This window comes from Mobiluncus curtisii ATCC 43063, from assembly GCF_000196535.1.
Lineage (GTDB): Bacteria > Actinomycetota > Actinomycetes > Actinomycetales > Actinomycetaceae > Mobiluncus > Mobiluncus curtisii.
In genome coordinates, this window is record NC_014246.1 from 985,374 (window position 1) to 999,134 (window position 13,761).

The 13,761-nt window shown below is 55.5% G+C and carries 12 protein-coding genes; 5 read left to right on the plus strand and 7 right to left on the minus strand.

Annotated features, from left to right (window positions below; translation table 11 throughout):
- Nucleotides 1-41: 41 nt before the first annotated feature.
- From HMPREF0573_RS04180 to tmk, 3 genes are read right to left on the minus strand one after another with little or no spacing between them, the layout of a single operon-like run.
- Entirely contained in the window at nt 42-1,613 is a 1,572-nt protein-coding gene (locus tag HMPREF0573_RS04180) for an alpha/beta hydrolase (RefSeq protein ID WP_013188997.1), read from the minus strand.
- A 22-nt stretch (nt 1,614-1,635) separates the two neighbouring features.
- Nucleotides 1,636-2,952 carry a DNA polymerase III subunit delta' gene (locus HMPREF0573_RS04185; protein ID WP_013188998.1) on the minus strand — a complete coding sequence of 439 codons (1,317 nt, stop codon included), beginning with the start codon at nt 2,950-2,952 and terminating at the stop codon, nt 1,636-1,638.
- Between the two features lie 20 nt (nt 2,953-2,972).
- Nucleotides 2,973-3,692 carry a dTMP kinase gene (gene tmk / locus HMPREF0573_RS04190; protein WP_013188999.1) on the minus strand — a complete coding sequence of 240 codons (720 nt, stop codon included), beginning with the start codon at nt 3,690-3,692 and terminating at the stop codon, nt 2,973-2,975.
- An 81-nt stretch (nt 3,693-3,773) separates the two neighbouring features.
- Between tmk and purD the strand changes: the two genes are divergently transcribed.
- On the plus strand, nt 3,774-5,036 hold the full coding sequence (purD, locus tag HMPREF0573_RS04195; protein WP_013189000.1) for a phosphoribosylamine--glycine ligase: 1,263 nt from the start codon (nt 3,774-3,776) through the stop codon (nt 5,034-5,036).
- Between the two features lie 61 nt (nt 5,037-5,097).
- On the opposite strand, the gene fliW is transcribed toward purD, so the two are convergent.
- The 4 genes from fliW to HMPREF0573_RS04215 form a co-directional block, all read right to left on the minus strand.
- Nucleotides 5,098-5,550 (minus strand): flagellar assembly protein FliW, encoded by a 453-nt coding sequence (gene fliW, locus HMPREF0573_RS04200; protein WP_004007588.1) that lies wholly within the window; start codon nt 5,548-5,550, stop codon nt 5,098-5,100.
- A complete protein-coding gene (locus HMPREF0573_RS04205) occupies nt 5,547-6,530 on the minus strand; it encodes a flagellin N-terminal helical domain-containing protein (RefSeq protein ID WP_004007587.1) in 984 nt (327 codons plus the stop codon). Before HMPREF0573_RS04205 ends, fliW begins: the two co-directional genes overlap by 4 nt.
- Nucleotides 6,531-6,535: 5 nt before the next feature.
- Nucleotides 6,536-8,599 carry a flagellar hook-associated protein FlgK gene (locus HMPREF0573_RS04210; RefSeq protein WP_013189001.1) on the minus strand — a complete coding sequence of 688 codons (2,064 nt, stop codon included), beginning with the start codon at nt 8,597-8,599 and terminating at the stop codon, nt 6,536-6,538.
- A gap of 126 nt (nt 8,600-8,725) precedes the next feature.
- Nucleotides 8,726-9,211, minus strand: a complete 486-nt coding sequence (locus HMPREF0573_RS04215) for a flagellar protein FlgN (protein ID WP_036324906.1) — start codon at nt 9,209-9,211, stop codon at nt 8,726-8,728.
- Nucleotides 9,212-9,391: 180 nt separating this feature from the next.
- On the opposite strand from HMPREF0573_RS04215, the gene HMPREF0573_RS04220 reads away from it, so the two are divergent.
- The 4 genes from HMPREF0573_RS04220 (at nt 9,392) to HMPREF0573_RS04235 (ending at nt 13,318) form a co-directional block, all read left to right on the plus strand.
- Entirely contained in the window at nt 9,392-10,693 is a 1,302-nt protein-coding gene (locus HMPREF0573_RS04220; protein WP_004007584.1) for a sigma-70 family RNA polymerase sigma factor, read from the plus strand.
- 134 nt (nt 10,694-10,827) lie between these two features.
- Nucleotides 10,828-12,447 (plus strand): flagellar filament capping protein FliD, encoded by a 1,620-nt coding sequence (gene fliD, locus HMPREF0573_RS04225; protein ID WP_236589716.1) that lies wholly within the window; start codon nt 10,828-10,830, stop codon nt 12,445-12,447.
- Nucleotides 12,448-12,543: 96 nt separating this feature from the next.
- A complete protein-coding gene (gene fliS, locus HMPREF0573_RS04230) occupies nt 12,544-12,990 on the plus strand; it encodes a flagellar export chaperone FliS (protein WP_004007582.1) in 447 nt (148 codons plus the stop codon).
- Nucleotides 12,980-13,318: a hypothetical protein gene (locus tag HMPREF0573_RS04235; RefSeq protein WP_013189003.1), complete on the plus strand. Its 339-nt coding sequence runs from the start codon at nt 12,980-12,982 to the stop codon at nt 13,316-13,318. The genes fliS and HMPREF0573_RS04235 overlap by 11 nt, the downstream gene beginning before the upstream one ends.
- Nucleotides 13,319-13,761 lie beyond the last annotated feature (443 nt).

The following is a 13,761-nucleotide window of genomic DNA, read 5'->3' on the forward strand; positions in this document are numbered from 1 at the left end:
TGACAGACCCCGCTGCCTGTCCCCTCGCGCCGTGGACGCACCTAATCCAGCTGGCAGGTGTCGCTGTTCGCAGCCTCGATTTTGCCGGAAACCAAGTAAGTGTCGGTGATGGTTTTCACGCATCCCGGTGCGTACGAGTTATATGCCGTATGGTTCCAGCCTTGCACGGTCAACAGTTTGGAGTGGTCCATCATCTGTCGGGTGTGTTGTGCCATCTTTAGTGGGGTGGCAGGATCTCCGGTGGTTCCAATCAGTAGGATGTCTTCCTCTAGCTGGGGATTGACTTCGCGTTTGGCGGTGGTTTTTGCTTTGACTGGCCAGCTTTCCGCGCCCAGCGAACCGTATGTGAAGAATTCTCCGATGGTAGGAGAGGCTACCTGAATTTTTGCCGCATCGGCTTTCCATTGCGCCATATTGCCGATTGGCTCGTAGTCCAGGGAGTTGATAACCACGAAAGCATCCGAGGAATTGTTTTTGTAGGTTCCGTCTGCATTACGTTCGTTGTAAAAATCGGCACTGTTCAGAAGGGCGGTGCCGTCTGACTCGTTTAGGGCTTGGGACAGGGCGGGCAGGAGTTGCTGCCACCATGATGCAGTGTTGTACATATTGCCAATCAGTCCGGTAAAGGCTTGCGTGACGGTCAGTTCGCGGCCTCTCTTGGCGGGCATGGGGTTGGTTTTCAGAGAGTCCAGCAGGGCTTTAATTTGTGCCATTCCCGCGTCTACGTCACCGTGCAGTGGGCATTGCTTGGCGTGCTGTTTCTGGCACTCGGTCACGAATTCGCGCAGGGAGGCTTCAAATCCGCTGGCTTGCAGGGCAGAAACCTGGTTCATGTTCAAAGATGGGTCGAGCACCCCGTCCAGCACCATGCGTCCCACTCGAGATGGAAAGAGGTCTGCATAAATGGCGCCCAGGTAAGTACCGTAGGAAAATCCCAGGTAGTAGAGCCTGTCGTCGCCAACAGCGGCGCGCATAATATCCAAATCACGGGCGGTATATTCCGTGCTGGCAAATCGGGTCATTTGCGGGGAGTTTTGTAGGCACTTTTGCCCCAAGGCTTTAATTTCGGCGGCGTCGGCAGCGCGTCCGGCTTCGGTAGAGAGGTCATAGTACGTCGAGCTGTCCTCATCAAGTTCCTGGTCAGTGCGACATTTAATGGCGGGCTGTGAAGACCCGACGCCGCGGGGGTCAAATCCCAGCACGTCGTAATACTTGCGCACCGTGTCGCTAAAGAAATACGCCACATTTTCGGGTTTCATATTTTCCAGTCCCGAGCCTCCGGGTCCGCCGGGGTTCATGATGAGAGTCCCGATACGTGTTTCTTTGTTGGCGGTATTCAGGCGTTTCATCGCGATTTTGGCGTGTTCGCCCTGGGGGTTTGCATAGTCGAGGGGCACTTCCAACATGGCGCACTGGAAGTCGCCGCCGCAGTTCTTCCACTGCAGGTCTTGGGAGTAATACTCGGAAAGTTTCGGTTGATCCACAGTTTGGGTGGGCTTGGGCAGTTTGGAGGGTTGCGCGAGGGGTTTTTCCGGGGCGCAGCCTGCCAATCCTGCTAGCGCCAGTCCCACGGCAGCCACAATCCCCAAACCTTTGGTTAGCTTGTTCATCATTTCCCTTCCGTTTTGCCTTAGCTCATTTTGCCCTATTCCGGTCCACCAGTTCCACACAAAGCGCTTCAATGTCCAGGGCGATGTTTCCGTTTCCCATCAGGCGGCGGCGTGCTTTACGTATTGCCTCTAACCGGGATGTGGTCTGTGCCAGGGACTGCGGTCCGATGCCGACCCTCGCTACGTAAGCATCGATTAGCTCACCGGCAGGTCGCGACAGATTGATACGTGGCTGGGCGGACCCCACTTGTGCCAGCATAACGTCGCGATAAAATCCTGAAATGTCGCCCAAAACCCGGTCCCAAGTGTCGAAGCTGGCGCGCCGGGCACGCCGATGCGCATCAGTCTCGCTGAGCTTGGCTCCCCGCAGGGCTGACTTTACATCGCGGGGCAGCCGCGAGTCGGGGGTATCTGCAGCCAAACCGAAAGCCTCTAGAACTTTCGCGCGTTCTTCCCGGTCGTTCGCACCGCGCAGGGTCTCGGCTTGCTTGTCTACCAGTTTCACCAGGGCGGCGGCTGTCCACATCGCTTCGACGGTGGTGTGCATTTGCGAAATCATCCGCAGCATCCCCAGCCGTTCTTCGCGCAGTTGCGGTTCATAAGCCAGTGCCCTGGCACGTCCCACATGAGACTCGGCGGCGGCAGCAACTTCGGCAGCTAATTCGGGGCTGATGGAGGCGTCTTGCCGCACCAGCAGCTCTGCCACCGCGGCGGGGCTGGGCAGACTGAGCTGCACCAGGCGGGTGCGGGAGCGAATGGTCGAGAGCACATCGGCGGCGCTGGGAGCGCACAACACCCACACGGTACGTTCGGGTGGTTCCTCGATGGATTTTAGCAGCAGGTTGGAGCTGTATTCGCTCATGCGGTCGTAGTCCTCGATGATAATGATGTTCCACTCTCCGCGGACGGGTCGCCGGTAAGCCTGTTGGACCAGGGCTTTTACATCATCAAATTTGATTTCGACCATTTCTGTGGTTAAGACGCTGACATCAGCGTGGGTGCCTTGGCGTACATCGCGACACGCTGGGCAGATTCCACAACCGGGATTGTCTGTGTCCTCGCATTCTAAAGCGGCGGCGAAGGCTTTGGCAGCGGTGGAACGTCCGGAGCCGGGCGGGCCGACTACCAGCCAGGAATGGGTCATGGCGGCGCGGTGGGTGCCAGAATCCATGTCCGTCCCTCCGGCTGGGGTTGCGCCATCTGGTGAGATGTCGGGGTCAGCAGGGTGGTTTTGGGCAGCAATGAGGTCCCTGGCGGCTGCAGCCGCTTGGGATAGCTGTGAGATAGCTCGGGTCTGACCGGCTACCTCTGCCCACACTCCACCGCTGGGATTGATACTCATACTTACCGCAACTTTCCGGCTCACCAGGACTTTATGACCGGTAGCAGCTGCGCTAAGCGCAGCCGCACCTGGGTAGCGATTTCTGCAACGGGCAGGCTGGCATCGACGACCAGCCAAGTGTCCTGACCCTCGCTCATGCGCAAGAAATCTTCGCGGACGCGCTTTTGGAATTCGATTCCGGCGCGTTCCATCCGATCCGGACCGCCCAGGGATGCATCGGCAGCTTGGCGCTCCGCTGCCACCTCGGGGTCTAGGTCCAGCAGTACAGTCAGGTTTGGTACCAATCCTCCCGTCGCCCACAGGGATAAATCGCGAATTTCCCTGGCGCCGAGCTCCCGTCCGTGCCCCTGATAGGCAATCGATGAAGCCAGATAGCGATCGGTAATCACGACTTTGCCATCATTGATAGCGGGGATGATGAGCTTGTGCACGTGCTGCGCCCGGTCGGCAGCAAACAGCAGCGCTTCGGCACGAGGGGACACGTCTCCCGCGTCCAGCAGCAGTTGACGCAACGCCACCCCCAGGTCGGTGCCACCGGGCTCGCGCGTCTCGACGACGTCCCAACCCTGTTCCCGCACCCACGACGCAGCCCGCGCAATTTGGGTGGTCTTGCCCACTCCGTCGCAGCCCTCAAACGCCACAAACAGACCCTGGGCAGGGCGAATCTCTGCTACGCGACCAAAATCAACGTTGGTTTGGGGGCGAAATTCGCCCATTCCGAGCGCTTCTGTAAACGACATACCCACATCCTAGCAGCCGACCCGAAAGCAAAAATTGGCTCCTTATTAGGGACAAATCTAAAAAGCTATTAAACTGAAATTGTGAAGGTTTTACTTTTGGGAAGTGGCGGGCGTGAACATGCCCTGGCCAGGGCTATTGCGAAATCAGAGCTGTTGGAGAAACTGTGGATTGCACCCGGTAACCCCGGCACTGCCACGGTCGGTGAAAACGTGCCCTGTGCGGCTGATGACCCCGCACAGGTGCTGGAACTGGCGCAGTCGCTACATCCCGACCTGGTGGTCATTGGTCCGGAAGCCCCGCTGGTTAAAGGCGTCGCTGACGTCCTGCGCCAGAAGGGCTTCAAAGTATTTGGTCCGGGACGTTTGGCAGCACGACTGGAGGGCTCGAAAGCCTTTGCGAAAACAATCATGCAGCAGGCTCGGGTCGCTACGGCTGCTTCGGTAGCCTGTCGGACGCTGGAAGAAGCGCGGGGTGCCCTGCAACGTTTCGGCTCTCCTTATGTAGTCAAGCAAGATGGTTTGGCTGCCGGTAAAGGCGTGGTGGTGACGTCTGACTTTTATGTCGCGCTGACACATGCTGCCGCCTGTATTGAAGCGGTGGCGAACCCTCACGAGCCTGCGGTTGTTATCGAAGAATTTCTGGAGGGACCCGAGGCTTCGGTGTTCTGTATTTGTGATGGTCGCGACGCAGTTGCTTTGCCCATTGCTCAAGACTACAAACGCGCTTATGACCATAATGAGGGTCCCAATACGGGTGGCATGGGGGCTTATTCTCCGCTGCCGTGGGCTCCGCAGGATTTGGCGCAACGGGTTGCCCAAGAGATTGCCCTCCCGGTGTGTCGCGTGATGGCAGACCAGGGCTGTGAATTTATTGGGTTGCTCTATGTCGGGTTGGCTTTGACCTCGCGCGGTCCGCGAGTGGTTGAGTTCAACGTTCGCTTTGGGGATCCGGAAACTCAGTCAGTGTTGGAACGTCTGGATACCGATTTGCTGGCACTGCTGGCAGCGGCGGCAAACGGTAACTTGGCGGCGGCTGAACAGCTCCAAGTCAGTGACGAAGCTGTGGTGAATGTGGTGCTAGCTGCCTCCGGGTATCCGCAGGCACCCGTGAAAGGCGGTGTCATCACCGGTCTAGAGACCGCGAGCCAGGTGCCGGGAGTGCACATCATTCACGCGGGCACGAAAGTCAGTGATTCTGGTCAGCTGATTGCTAACGGGGGTCGAGTGCTGTCAGTAGTTGCGCGGGGGAGCGATTTGAGTGAAGCCCGGCAGCGTGCCTATCAGGCAATGGATAGCATCACCCTGGAGGGCTCACACTTCCGTACCGACATCGCCCAGTTTTAAAAATCGTGATAGCGCCACGGCTTGTGTCGGGGCGCTATCGGTTTATCGTGGTATGGAAATCTTAGGCTTCCTTGGGATCCCCGATGGGAGCCTGGAGGGGCCAGTCTTGATCCTCGAGGACGACCTGTATCGCACTCATGTTTTCTGGATTAATCACCAGGGGTGCCAGCAGGTTTGCCGTGTGGGGATACGAACCGGATGCCGGGTGGACGATGACCAGAATAAAGGGTTCCTCGCCCTCTTTCATCTCGATGCGTTCCCGCGCGGAGGAGGGAATCAGGGGAGTGTAACCGTCAAAGAACGCCACCGGGGGAACCGCGAACAGGCGCACATTAGGGTCAATTATGGACTTCAAAGTCCACAAGACTCCAGTTTCATCAACCGCAGAGAGACTGAAATCCAGGTGCGTCTCCAGACCTGGCATGGGACGTACCATGCGGATTTTGAGGGTCGGAAAATCCTCGCCATCGCCGGCGTTTTCAGTGTTTTCGGTAACTTCGTCGTTGGTGCTCATCGTAAGTAGTCTAACAAAGTTGGTTGCACGACACGCTGAGTTGAACCCAGGGATGATTGATAAGCCATGGAAGCCAAGGACATGTCAATCGTGGCGCTGAGGATGTCAATGTCTTCTACGGATGAAATCTGACCTTTGACCTGTTCCAGGTCAAAAATCACATTTTCTTGGGCCTCCAAAACCTGCTTGTGCCGGGCGCCGACTGCGGATTGAGCCTCCTGTAGTTTTGCGAACCGTTCGGTCAGTTCCTTTTGGATAGACTCAATCTTTGAGCGATTGTCACCCGACGGACCGGTCGGAGATTCCAAGATTTTGGCAGCCTCAACCAAGAGGTTCATGACTGACGGGTTGTTATCCGTATCCAGCTTGGTTTTGTCGTTATCGTCCCACTTAATAGTGCCGGTGCCAAAGAGCTTGTTACCGTCTAGGTTGGCTTGCACGGTCGTGTCCGCGTCGATGCGGCGATCGACAGTCTTGGCGGTGATTTCGTCTTTTTCGGCGGCGAGGAAAATTGTGTCGTGCCCGTCAGAGCCAGTTTTGAACACCAGACCTTTGTCAGAGTTCCCGGCAAAAACGGTGCGACCCAGGTAGGTCGCGTTAGCTTGCGACATGATGGATTCGGCTACCTTGCGCAACTGAGCTGCTAGCGCGCCTTGGGATTGACTTCCCAAAGCTCCGTCAATGGAGTTAATCAGCAAAGTGCGGGCTTCCGTGTACCGTTCCGCGACGGATTGCATAGCAGCATCCGAAGTCGCCAGCCAGGAGTTCGCGTCACTGATGTTGCGCTTGTACTGTTCGGTCGCTGCCAGCTCCTTGCGCAGGCGCATGGAAGAGACAGAAGATGCCGGATCGTCGGAGGCAAAAGACATGCGTTTACCGGAGGACAGTTTCTTGTTGGCATCAGCCAGCCGGTTAAAGTTGCGTTGAATCGTGGACAGCGTAGTGCCAGCCATCATAGAGGTTGTCATGCGGGTAATCATGTCTGTCACCTACCTATGTTGATGAGGGCCTCAAGCATCGAGTTTACGGTACTCATGATGCGTGCTGCGCCCGCGTAGGCGTGCTGACCCTGTATCAGGTTAATTACTTCTTCATTCATATCAACGGAGCTCTGCGACTTTTGCTGCTGTTCAGCAATCTGGCGCGTTTGCTCTGCCAGAGTGTGCTTGTCATCGGCACCCTTGGCGTGCACCCCGATGTCCACCACTGACTTGGACCATTCGTTCATTGCCGAGGTCGGCGCGTCTTGACGGTTGCCCAAAGCCAGGGAAACTGAGCCGTCATAGACCCCGTTGACGTACTGACCGGCGGCAATCATCTGGGGGTCTTTGACGGCGACGGACAGACGCATGGCGGCGGGCAGTTTATTGTCGGTAGCGGCGAACTTAAAGAAGTCTCCACCGTCCTCTTTCACGTTTTCGTACACAATGCCGGAGCCTTGATGGTCTTTTTCCAATTTGGCGACTTTCTGTTTAACAGCCGTATCGTAAGCTTCCTCAGTTTTATAGTCGATACGCTTTAGAGTCTCTCCAGTTAGCTCTTGCATGCGGTCTCGGTCATTTACGGGTTTGGTCAAGTCTACTTTGTAGAACTTGGTTTCCTTGGTTACCAGGGTCTTGGTGTTGTTGTTTCCTGTGGAACCGTCGGGGAGCTTTTGACCCACGTTGTTGGCATGAATTCCGTTAATTTCATCAGCCAGGTTGGTCGCCAAGTCATTGTAGAGCTTGCCGGTTTCTGCCCAAGCTCCGCCGCTGCCAATCGTGCCCGAGACTCCGGGGAACTGAGCCGGTTTCAGGTTTTGCATTAACCCGCCGATGGTGCCATCCTCGATGGCGACCACGTGACCCCCCAGTTCCCAGCGTAACCGTGCTGGACCCTCGTCCTTCATGAAAGTGAATTCGGTAAAGCCCTGCTCGGTCTTTTCTACTTTGGCTTCTTTCAGCTTCTTCGTGCCCTTCTGGACATCTTCCATGTCGTAAAACGCCACGTACTTGGTACCGACTTCGGAATCGCCGGAGTCTAACTTCTTCTTACTGCCGTCGGGCTTCAAAATCTCGTCGCCGACTTCGTAACGCTGCACGTGCGCTTGATACTTCTGAATTTTTTGACCGTGGTATTCAAACGTTGCAGTGATATCCTTACCACCGGCTTTCAGGGCGTCAACCGCAGCCTTGTACTTGTCCCGCGGAGCCGCGTCAATACCCGCCATATCGCGGGCGCCTTCCACCTCAAAGTGGTTCACGTAGTCCTTGCCGACCAGGGAGTTCCCGCCGAGCATGACTTCCACGGTGCCGTCCTCGTAGGCTTGACCAATCATACTGGGGTGAGGAGCGTTTTCTTTTGTGTACACCGAGTAACCCTGCCGCACGGTCGCGCCGGTCAGCTTCGAAATGTGCATAATCAGCTGATCGCGCTCGTCTTTCAAGTGGTTGACCGCACCGCTAGCGTTACCGCCAGATACCGTAGTCTTGCGGATGCGATCGTTTAGCTTTTGGACAGAATCCATCGTGGTGTTCAAGTCTGCCACTAATGCGTCGAGCTGTTCGCGCCCGTTTTTCCACAAGTCGTTAATGTGCGTGTAGCCGGTTTTAATATTGGTGACCAGGGCTTCCGCGGCACCCAGAGTGCTGGCGCGCGCTCCGCGGTTATCGGAGTTGTTATTGACGTCTCCCCAGGACTTAAAGAAGGTGCGCATGGAATCGGATACCGACATGCGTCCCAGTTCGTCCATTGCGGACTCGATGCCTTTCCATGCCTCGCTGGTTTCTTTGGTGCCGGCAGCGCGACCGGTTTCTAAACGCAGTTTTGCGTCCAAGAAAAAATCGTCCAGTCGGCGGATACGAGTAATCTCTACGCCACCGCCTTGCGGTACGGAACCAGCAAAGACTGACGGTTCCGAACCGATACCCAGAGCGCGTTGCTCGACGCGCTGGCGCGTGTATCCGGGAGTGTTCATATTGTTGATGTTTTGCCCGGAAACCTCAATGAGACGTTGGGCTGCGTAAAGACCGGTCAATCCGGCGTTCAGCGAAGAAAACGTTGAACCCATCGGAATGTCCTTTCTCGAGCCGAGTGCTTACTAAATCTTGGTGACGCTTCTCGCGTCCGCGTTTAAGCCCATCGGCGTGAAAGGCTCGGATATGAGAATTTTTCCAAAACCCCCGCGCGCTTGTTCTTACATTGAGGTGTCGAGGATGGTGGATTCGCCAGTTCCCGAAACGTGGATTCCGCCGTCTTCACCGTAGACTTCTTCGGTGTCCTGCATACTCATCAGGGTTTCTTGGGTGGCGCGCTGCAGGGAGGACAGGACTTCCTGATTTGCCTGGGACATATCGGCAATTTCAGAAGTCAGGGAGATGAGGGCTTCGCGGTGTTGGTTCAGCAGGGTCTGCCACGGTTCTTCGGCTGCCGCGGCGATTTCTTTCAGGGAGGCGTCGGGGGGCAGTCCCAAGTCGACTGCCACGGCTTCGGATTCCATGGAACGTTCCAGTTCTATCGTCTGGGCTTGCGCAATGACAGCTTCCAGCTCACGCGTGGCGCGAGGCAACCATCGGGACGAGGCGGTGGCAGTGATTAAACGCTCTTCTTCCAGCTTGAACAGCATGACCTCCAGAGTTTCACGTTGTTTCCACAGTTGACGTGATAATGCGTCTAATGACATGGCACTCTCCTCCTCGGTCCCGCCCATCGTCAGTGTTGGACAGCTCTTTAGCTAAACTTACCGGCAAAATTGCCAATCGCTCAAACCTGCCGATTACTCATTAATCTATCGCTAATTAAATGGTTTAAAAAGGTAAACTAATTTGGACTGCACCTGCGATTTTTTCTGAGGAGAGACACGGTGGAGGATTCACTCGGCGAAGTGAACCGCAATGAACTAATTGAAAATAACCTCCCCTTGGTTGGTTACCAAGTCGCGGAGTTATTACGCCGTGTGCCGTCTTTTGTGCAGCGTGAGGACCTCGCTTCGGCGGGTTCTTTGGCTCTGGTGCAAGCCGCTAATTCTTACGATTCCGCGACCGGGGTACCCTTTCATCGCTACGCAATCTACCGTATCCGCGGAGCCATGCTGGATGAACTGCGTTCTATGGACTGGGCGACGCGCGGGGCGCGCCAACGCACCAAGCAACTGGAGGAAATGACCTCTACCCTCACTGCTGCGGCGGGACGTGCCCCCACGAAAGAGGAACTCGCTTCAGCTCTGGGGGTGGACGTGGAGTCGGTCGAGTCTGCCCAGCAAGACGCGGCTCGTCGTGTTGTCTCTATGGATGCGCCTGTTGGTAGTGAAGACGAGCGCTCCCTGGAGTTGCCTGACGAAAGCCCCTCCCCGGAGGACACCCTGCTGGATGACGAACGCTTGGTGTACTTACACGCGTCGGTTCGAGCGCTCCCGCAGCGCCTGCGTTACGTGGTGGAACAGGTCTTTTTTGAGGAGCGTCCCATTCAGGACGTGGCAGATGAGTTAGGCGTGACCCAATCTCGCGTGTCGCAGCTTCGTTCGGAAGCTCTCACCCTGATGCGTGAGGGGATGAACCGCCACCTCGATCCGGAAACAGCTGCGGAAGAAAATGAGGAAGTCACCGGCATCGTTAAGAAACGTCGCGAGAGCTACTTCCAAAAGATTGAAGATCACGCCGATGAGATGTTGCGACGAGACGCAGACCCGGACCTGGAGATAGAGGACACGCTGATTCCACCTCCCAGTTCCTCGTCAGCACGGGGTCGCCCGCGGGATGCTTCCGGGGTTCCCCGCCCCCGTTCGTCGTCTCTGCGTGATTCTCTGTCACAAGTTTCGTCCGGGCAATCGGCGGGTTCGTCTCGCCGTGAGGACGGGGAGGGAAAGCCCGTTACCGCGGACCTGCAGGGCACTTCCACCGAGAGCTTCCTGGCTGGTCACGCCCGGGGCACGGCACAAGCAAAAGCTCGCATCGAAGCGGAGCAAGAGGCTAAACGCGCCGCCGCAGAATCGCAGAAACCTAAAAGTAAAGACAAAGCCCGCTCTCCTGGCGTCAAAACTGCTGTCGAACCACCGGCAGAGGAAGAAAAACCCCCAACCCCACCGACCACCTCCTACCTGGGAGGATTATCCATTCGGCAACAAAATATGCGGGCTGCGGCGCGTCAGAACCGCAGAAAAAAATAATTTCTCCTTAAATTTCGCTCCTAATCACCGATGATTAAGCGTGAGGTAGTGTCAGTGGGATGCCGGTCGGCGTCCTGAGCCTCGGCGTTATCTCAGGATGGGATGACACCCTTATTCCATGGAAGGAGCACATCATGGGAATTTCAATCCCCGGACTGGGTGGGTTCAATACTCAGGGCATCGTCAAGCAATTGATGATGCTGGAACAGGTTCCGCTGCGGAAACTTGAGTCAAAACAAAATGAGTACAAGTCTCAAGTTCAATCCCTGCAGACTATGAACACTAAGTTTTCTAATATCAAGCGGGCTGCTTGGGACGTCTACGGGCGTGCTAGCAAAGAAAGCGTCCGTTTTGATACTGCCGAGATTTGGGAAGCTGCTAAGGCGACATCATCCGATCCGATGGTAGGAGTGACCACTACTCCTGGAGCCCAGGTTGGCTCGGTCGAATTCGATGTCTTGCAGGTCGCGAAGTCGAAGCAGGCGACTTTGGATTTGGACGGTGTCAAGAATCTCTATGACGCCGCTAAGGCGAAAGGTGAGCCGCCCAAGATTTCCATCATGATTGGAGACAAAATCACCACGATTTCTCCGTCTTCAGCCACCGCTCCGGCGTTTGCGCGGGCGATTAATGCGGCTTCCGATTCGGGAATCAGCGCCACGTCAGTGCGTGTCGGTGATAATCCCGACGGGACGGGCAAATACGTGCTTCAGATTACCGGGAAAGAGACCGGGGCCGACAAGGGCGACTTTAAGATTTTCGCCGGTGACATTACGCAGGGTCTGGGATTGAATGCCAAGACGTCCAAGACGGACGCTGCCACTAACTCGGCTCATTATGTTTACGAGGATGCCGCCGCTTTGGCTACCGCCGTGAGGAATACCGGCGTTCAGGAACAGGCTTTGAACATCATCCATCAATCTTCGGATGCCAAGATTCGTCTGCTCGGTCAAGAACGCACTTACGGCTCGAACGAGATTCAGATTATGGACCACGTCAAAATTGACTTGTCCAATGTGGTGCAAAAGACCAACCCCGACGGTACTCCGCTCTATACCGATGCCCTGTTAAAAGGCGTCAAGGTTAATGCTACGCGGGACTTCGATGTGGCTGCGGGCAAGATGGAAAAGATGATGGGTGCTTTGACGGATGCCCTGAATACTTTGAACCGGGGGATGCAAAGCGTCACCAAAGAAGGCATTGATCCGACCACTAATAAGCGTTTCACCTATACCGCTGCCGGTCCTTTGGGTAATTCGGAGGGACGCGAACTCAAGAACAAGATTATGGGGCTTGTCTCCAGCGGGATTACCGTCACGGATGCTGAGGGCAAGTCACAAACTTATTCTCTGTCCACGTTTGGGGTTGGCTTCTCGGGTGGTGTCGAGAAAGGCGCCGACGGTCAGGTACACGGCTCGCAAGTGAACTTGAAGTTCGACGCGGAGAAGTTTAAAAAGGCCATGGAAAGCAATCCCGAGAAAGTCCAGCAGGTCATGGTGGAGTTCGCCAAGAAAGTCGGGGACGTCGCATCCAAGGTTTCGGATTTCACCGAAGGGTCGTTGACCAGGTCCATCGAGTCGCGGCAAAAGACCGTTTCGTACTATCGTGATCGCATCAGTGAATACGGTGATCGTCTGGATCGTAAAGAGGCGCAGCTGTACAAACAGTATTCCTCTTTGGAAACGATGCTGGCGCGGATGCAGCAGCAGCAGACTTGGCTGGCTGGGCAGTTGTCTCAGCTGGGAGGCCAGTAAAACTGCATAATCTGACATTCTTCGGCTGGGTTTCTGACATTGTTAACCCAGCCGAAGTATGGTTAAGGGTAAGTTTTTGTTCTAGTGGAGGATAGTATGCAGACCGCCATTAATAGGTTCCAGCAGGACTCTATTGTCACCGCTTCACCAGCCAGGTTGCTGACGATGCTCTATGACCGGCTGCTGCTTGATATCGGGCGGGCTGAAAAAGCCCTGCGCGGTCAGAACCGGGTTGAAGCGCATAAAAATCTGACTCATGCGCAAGACATTATCGCCGAGTTGATGTCGTCCTTGCGGATGGATGTGTGGGACGGCGCGGAAGGTCTAATGGCCCTGTACGTGTATGCCATGAAAGAGCTGGTTAACGCCAACGTGCAGAGCGATGCTGATAAAGCCCAAGAGATTCGGGAGCTATTTGAACCTCTGGCGGATGCGTGGAAACAGGCAGCAGCACAGCTGGAGGCGGAGGAAGCAAAGTCTACGGGGATAGCTAAGAACGGTGAGGTCAAGCGCAACTCACGAGGTGATTTGGGTGTCGGCTAGTCACGTTAACTCTCCGGGGTGGGAGGGCGAGCTGGATCGGCTCGAAGCGCAGATTGTGGAGGATCGGAAGCTGTTAAGATCTGGTCAGATTCCTCCCGAAGATTCGGGTTGGCAGCCTCCGCAGCTCGGACCGTTGCCTCCGGACTTGGCGCCGCGGGCGCGTCGGGTCCAGAAAGACTTGTCCGATTTGGGGAAAAAAGTCCGTTCTGCCATGAAAAAGAATCAGGAGGAGCTGCGTCGCGCCGGAGAAGAACGCGATAAGTTGCGCAAGATTCCTCCGGAAAATAAATCTGACCCCATTCCGCGGTACGTAGATTTCGAGGGGTAGGCTGACTCCACGGTTAAAACGAGACGGACTCTTTGCATTCATAGGGAACTTTCAGGAAAGTGCCTTTTCCTGAAAGTTCCCTGAGTATTTAGGCAAAGCGGCGGGAAAAGCGCTGGGTAATTGCATACAAATCAGATAATGTGACAAACATCACATAAGGGACGTAAGTCCTATATAAGTTCAACCTGTGAACGCAAGTGAATTTATTTTTCGCGCCCGTCTACAAGCTAGCCAAAATCTGTAAATCTGCGTGAGTTTCCTCTAATGTTCAGTTAAGCCTCAGAAAGTTACCATGTCTAAAGCATTTGTGTCTGAGCAGGTCGCGCGGAAAAACGCGTAAATATACCTAAAATTGCTGACAATTTGACAATCGATGAGGATGGATCGGTGTGAGGCATCGCGGTACTGCAAACTGAAAGGAAACTGAACTAAACGGTTTCCTG

Coding starts and splice junctions, on each gene's coding strand:
- HMPREF0573_RS04180 (WP_013188997.1), bottom strand. CDS start 1,613: ATGATGAACAAGCTAACCAAAGGTTTGGGGATTGTGGCTGCCGTGGGA.
- HMPREF0573_RS04185 (WP_013188998.1), bottom strand. CDS start 2,952: ATGAGTATCAATCCCAGCGGTGGAGTGTGGGCAGAGGTAGCCGGTCAG.
- tmk (WP_013188999.1), bottom strand. CDS start 3,692: ATGTCGTTTACAGAAGCGCTCGGAATGGGCGAATTTCGCCCCCAAACC.
- fliW (WP_004007588.1), bottom strand. CDS start 5,550: ATGAGCACCAACGACGAAGTTACCGAAAACACTGAAAACGCCGGCGAT.
- HMPREF0573_RS04205 (WP_004007587.1), bottom strand. CDS start 6,530: ATGATTACCCGCATGACAACCTCTATGATGGCTGGCACTACGCTGTCC.
- HMPREF0573_RS04210 (WP_013189001.1), bottom strand. CDS start 8,599: ATGGGTTCAACGTTTTCTTCGCTGAACGCCGGATTGACCGGTCTTTAC.
- HMPREF0573_RS04215 (WP_036324906.1), bottom strand. CDS start 9,211: ATGTCATTAGACGCATTATCACGTCAACTGTGGAAACAACGTGAAACT.
- fliD (WP_236589716.1), top strand. CDS start 10,828: ATGGGAATTTCAATCCCCGGACTGGGTGGGTTCAATACTCAGGGCATC.
- fliS (WP_004007582.1), top strand. CDS start 12,544: ATGCAGACCGCCATTAATAGGTTCCAGCAGGACTCTATTGTCACCGCT.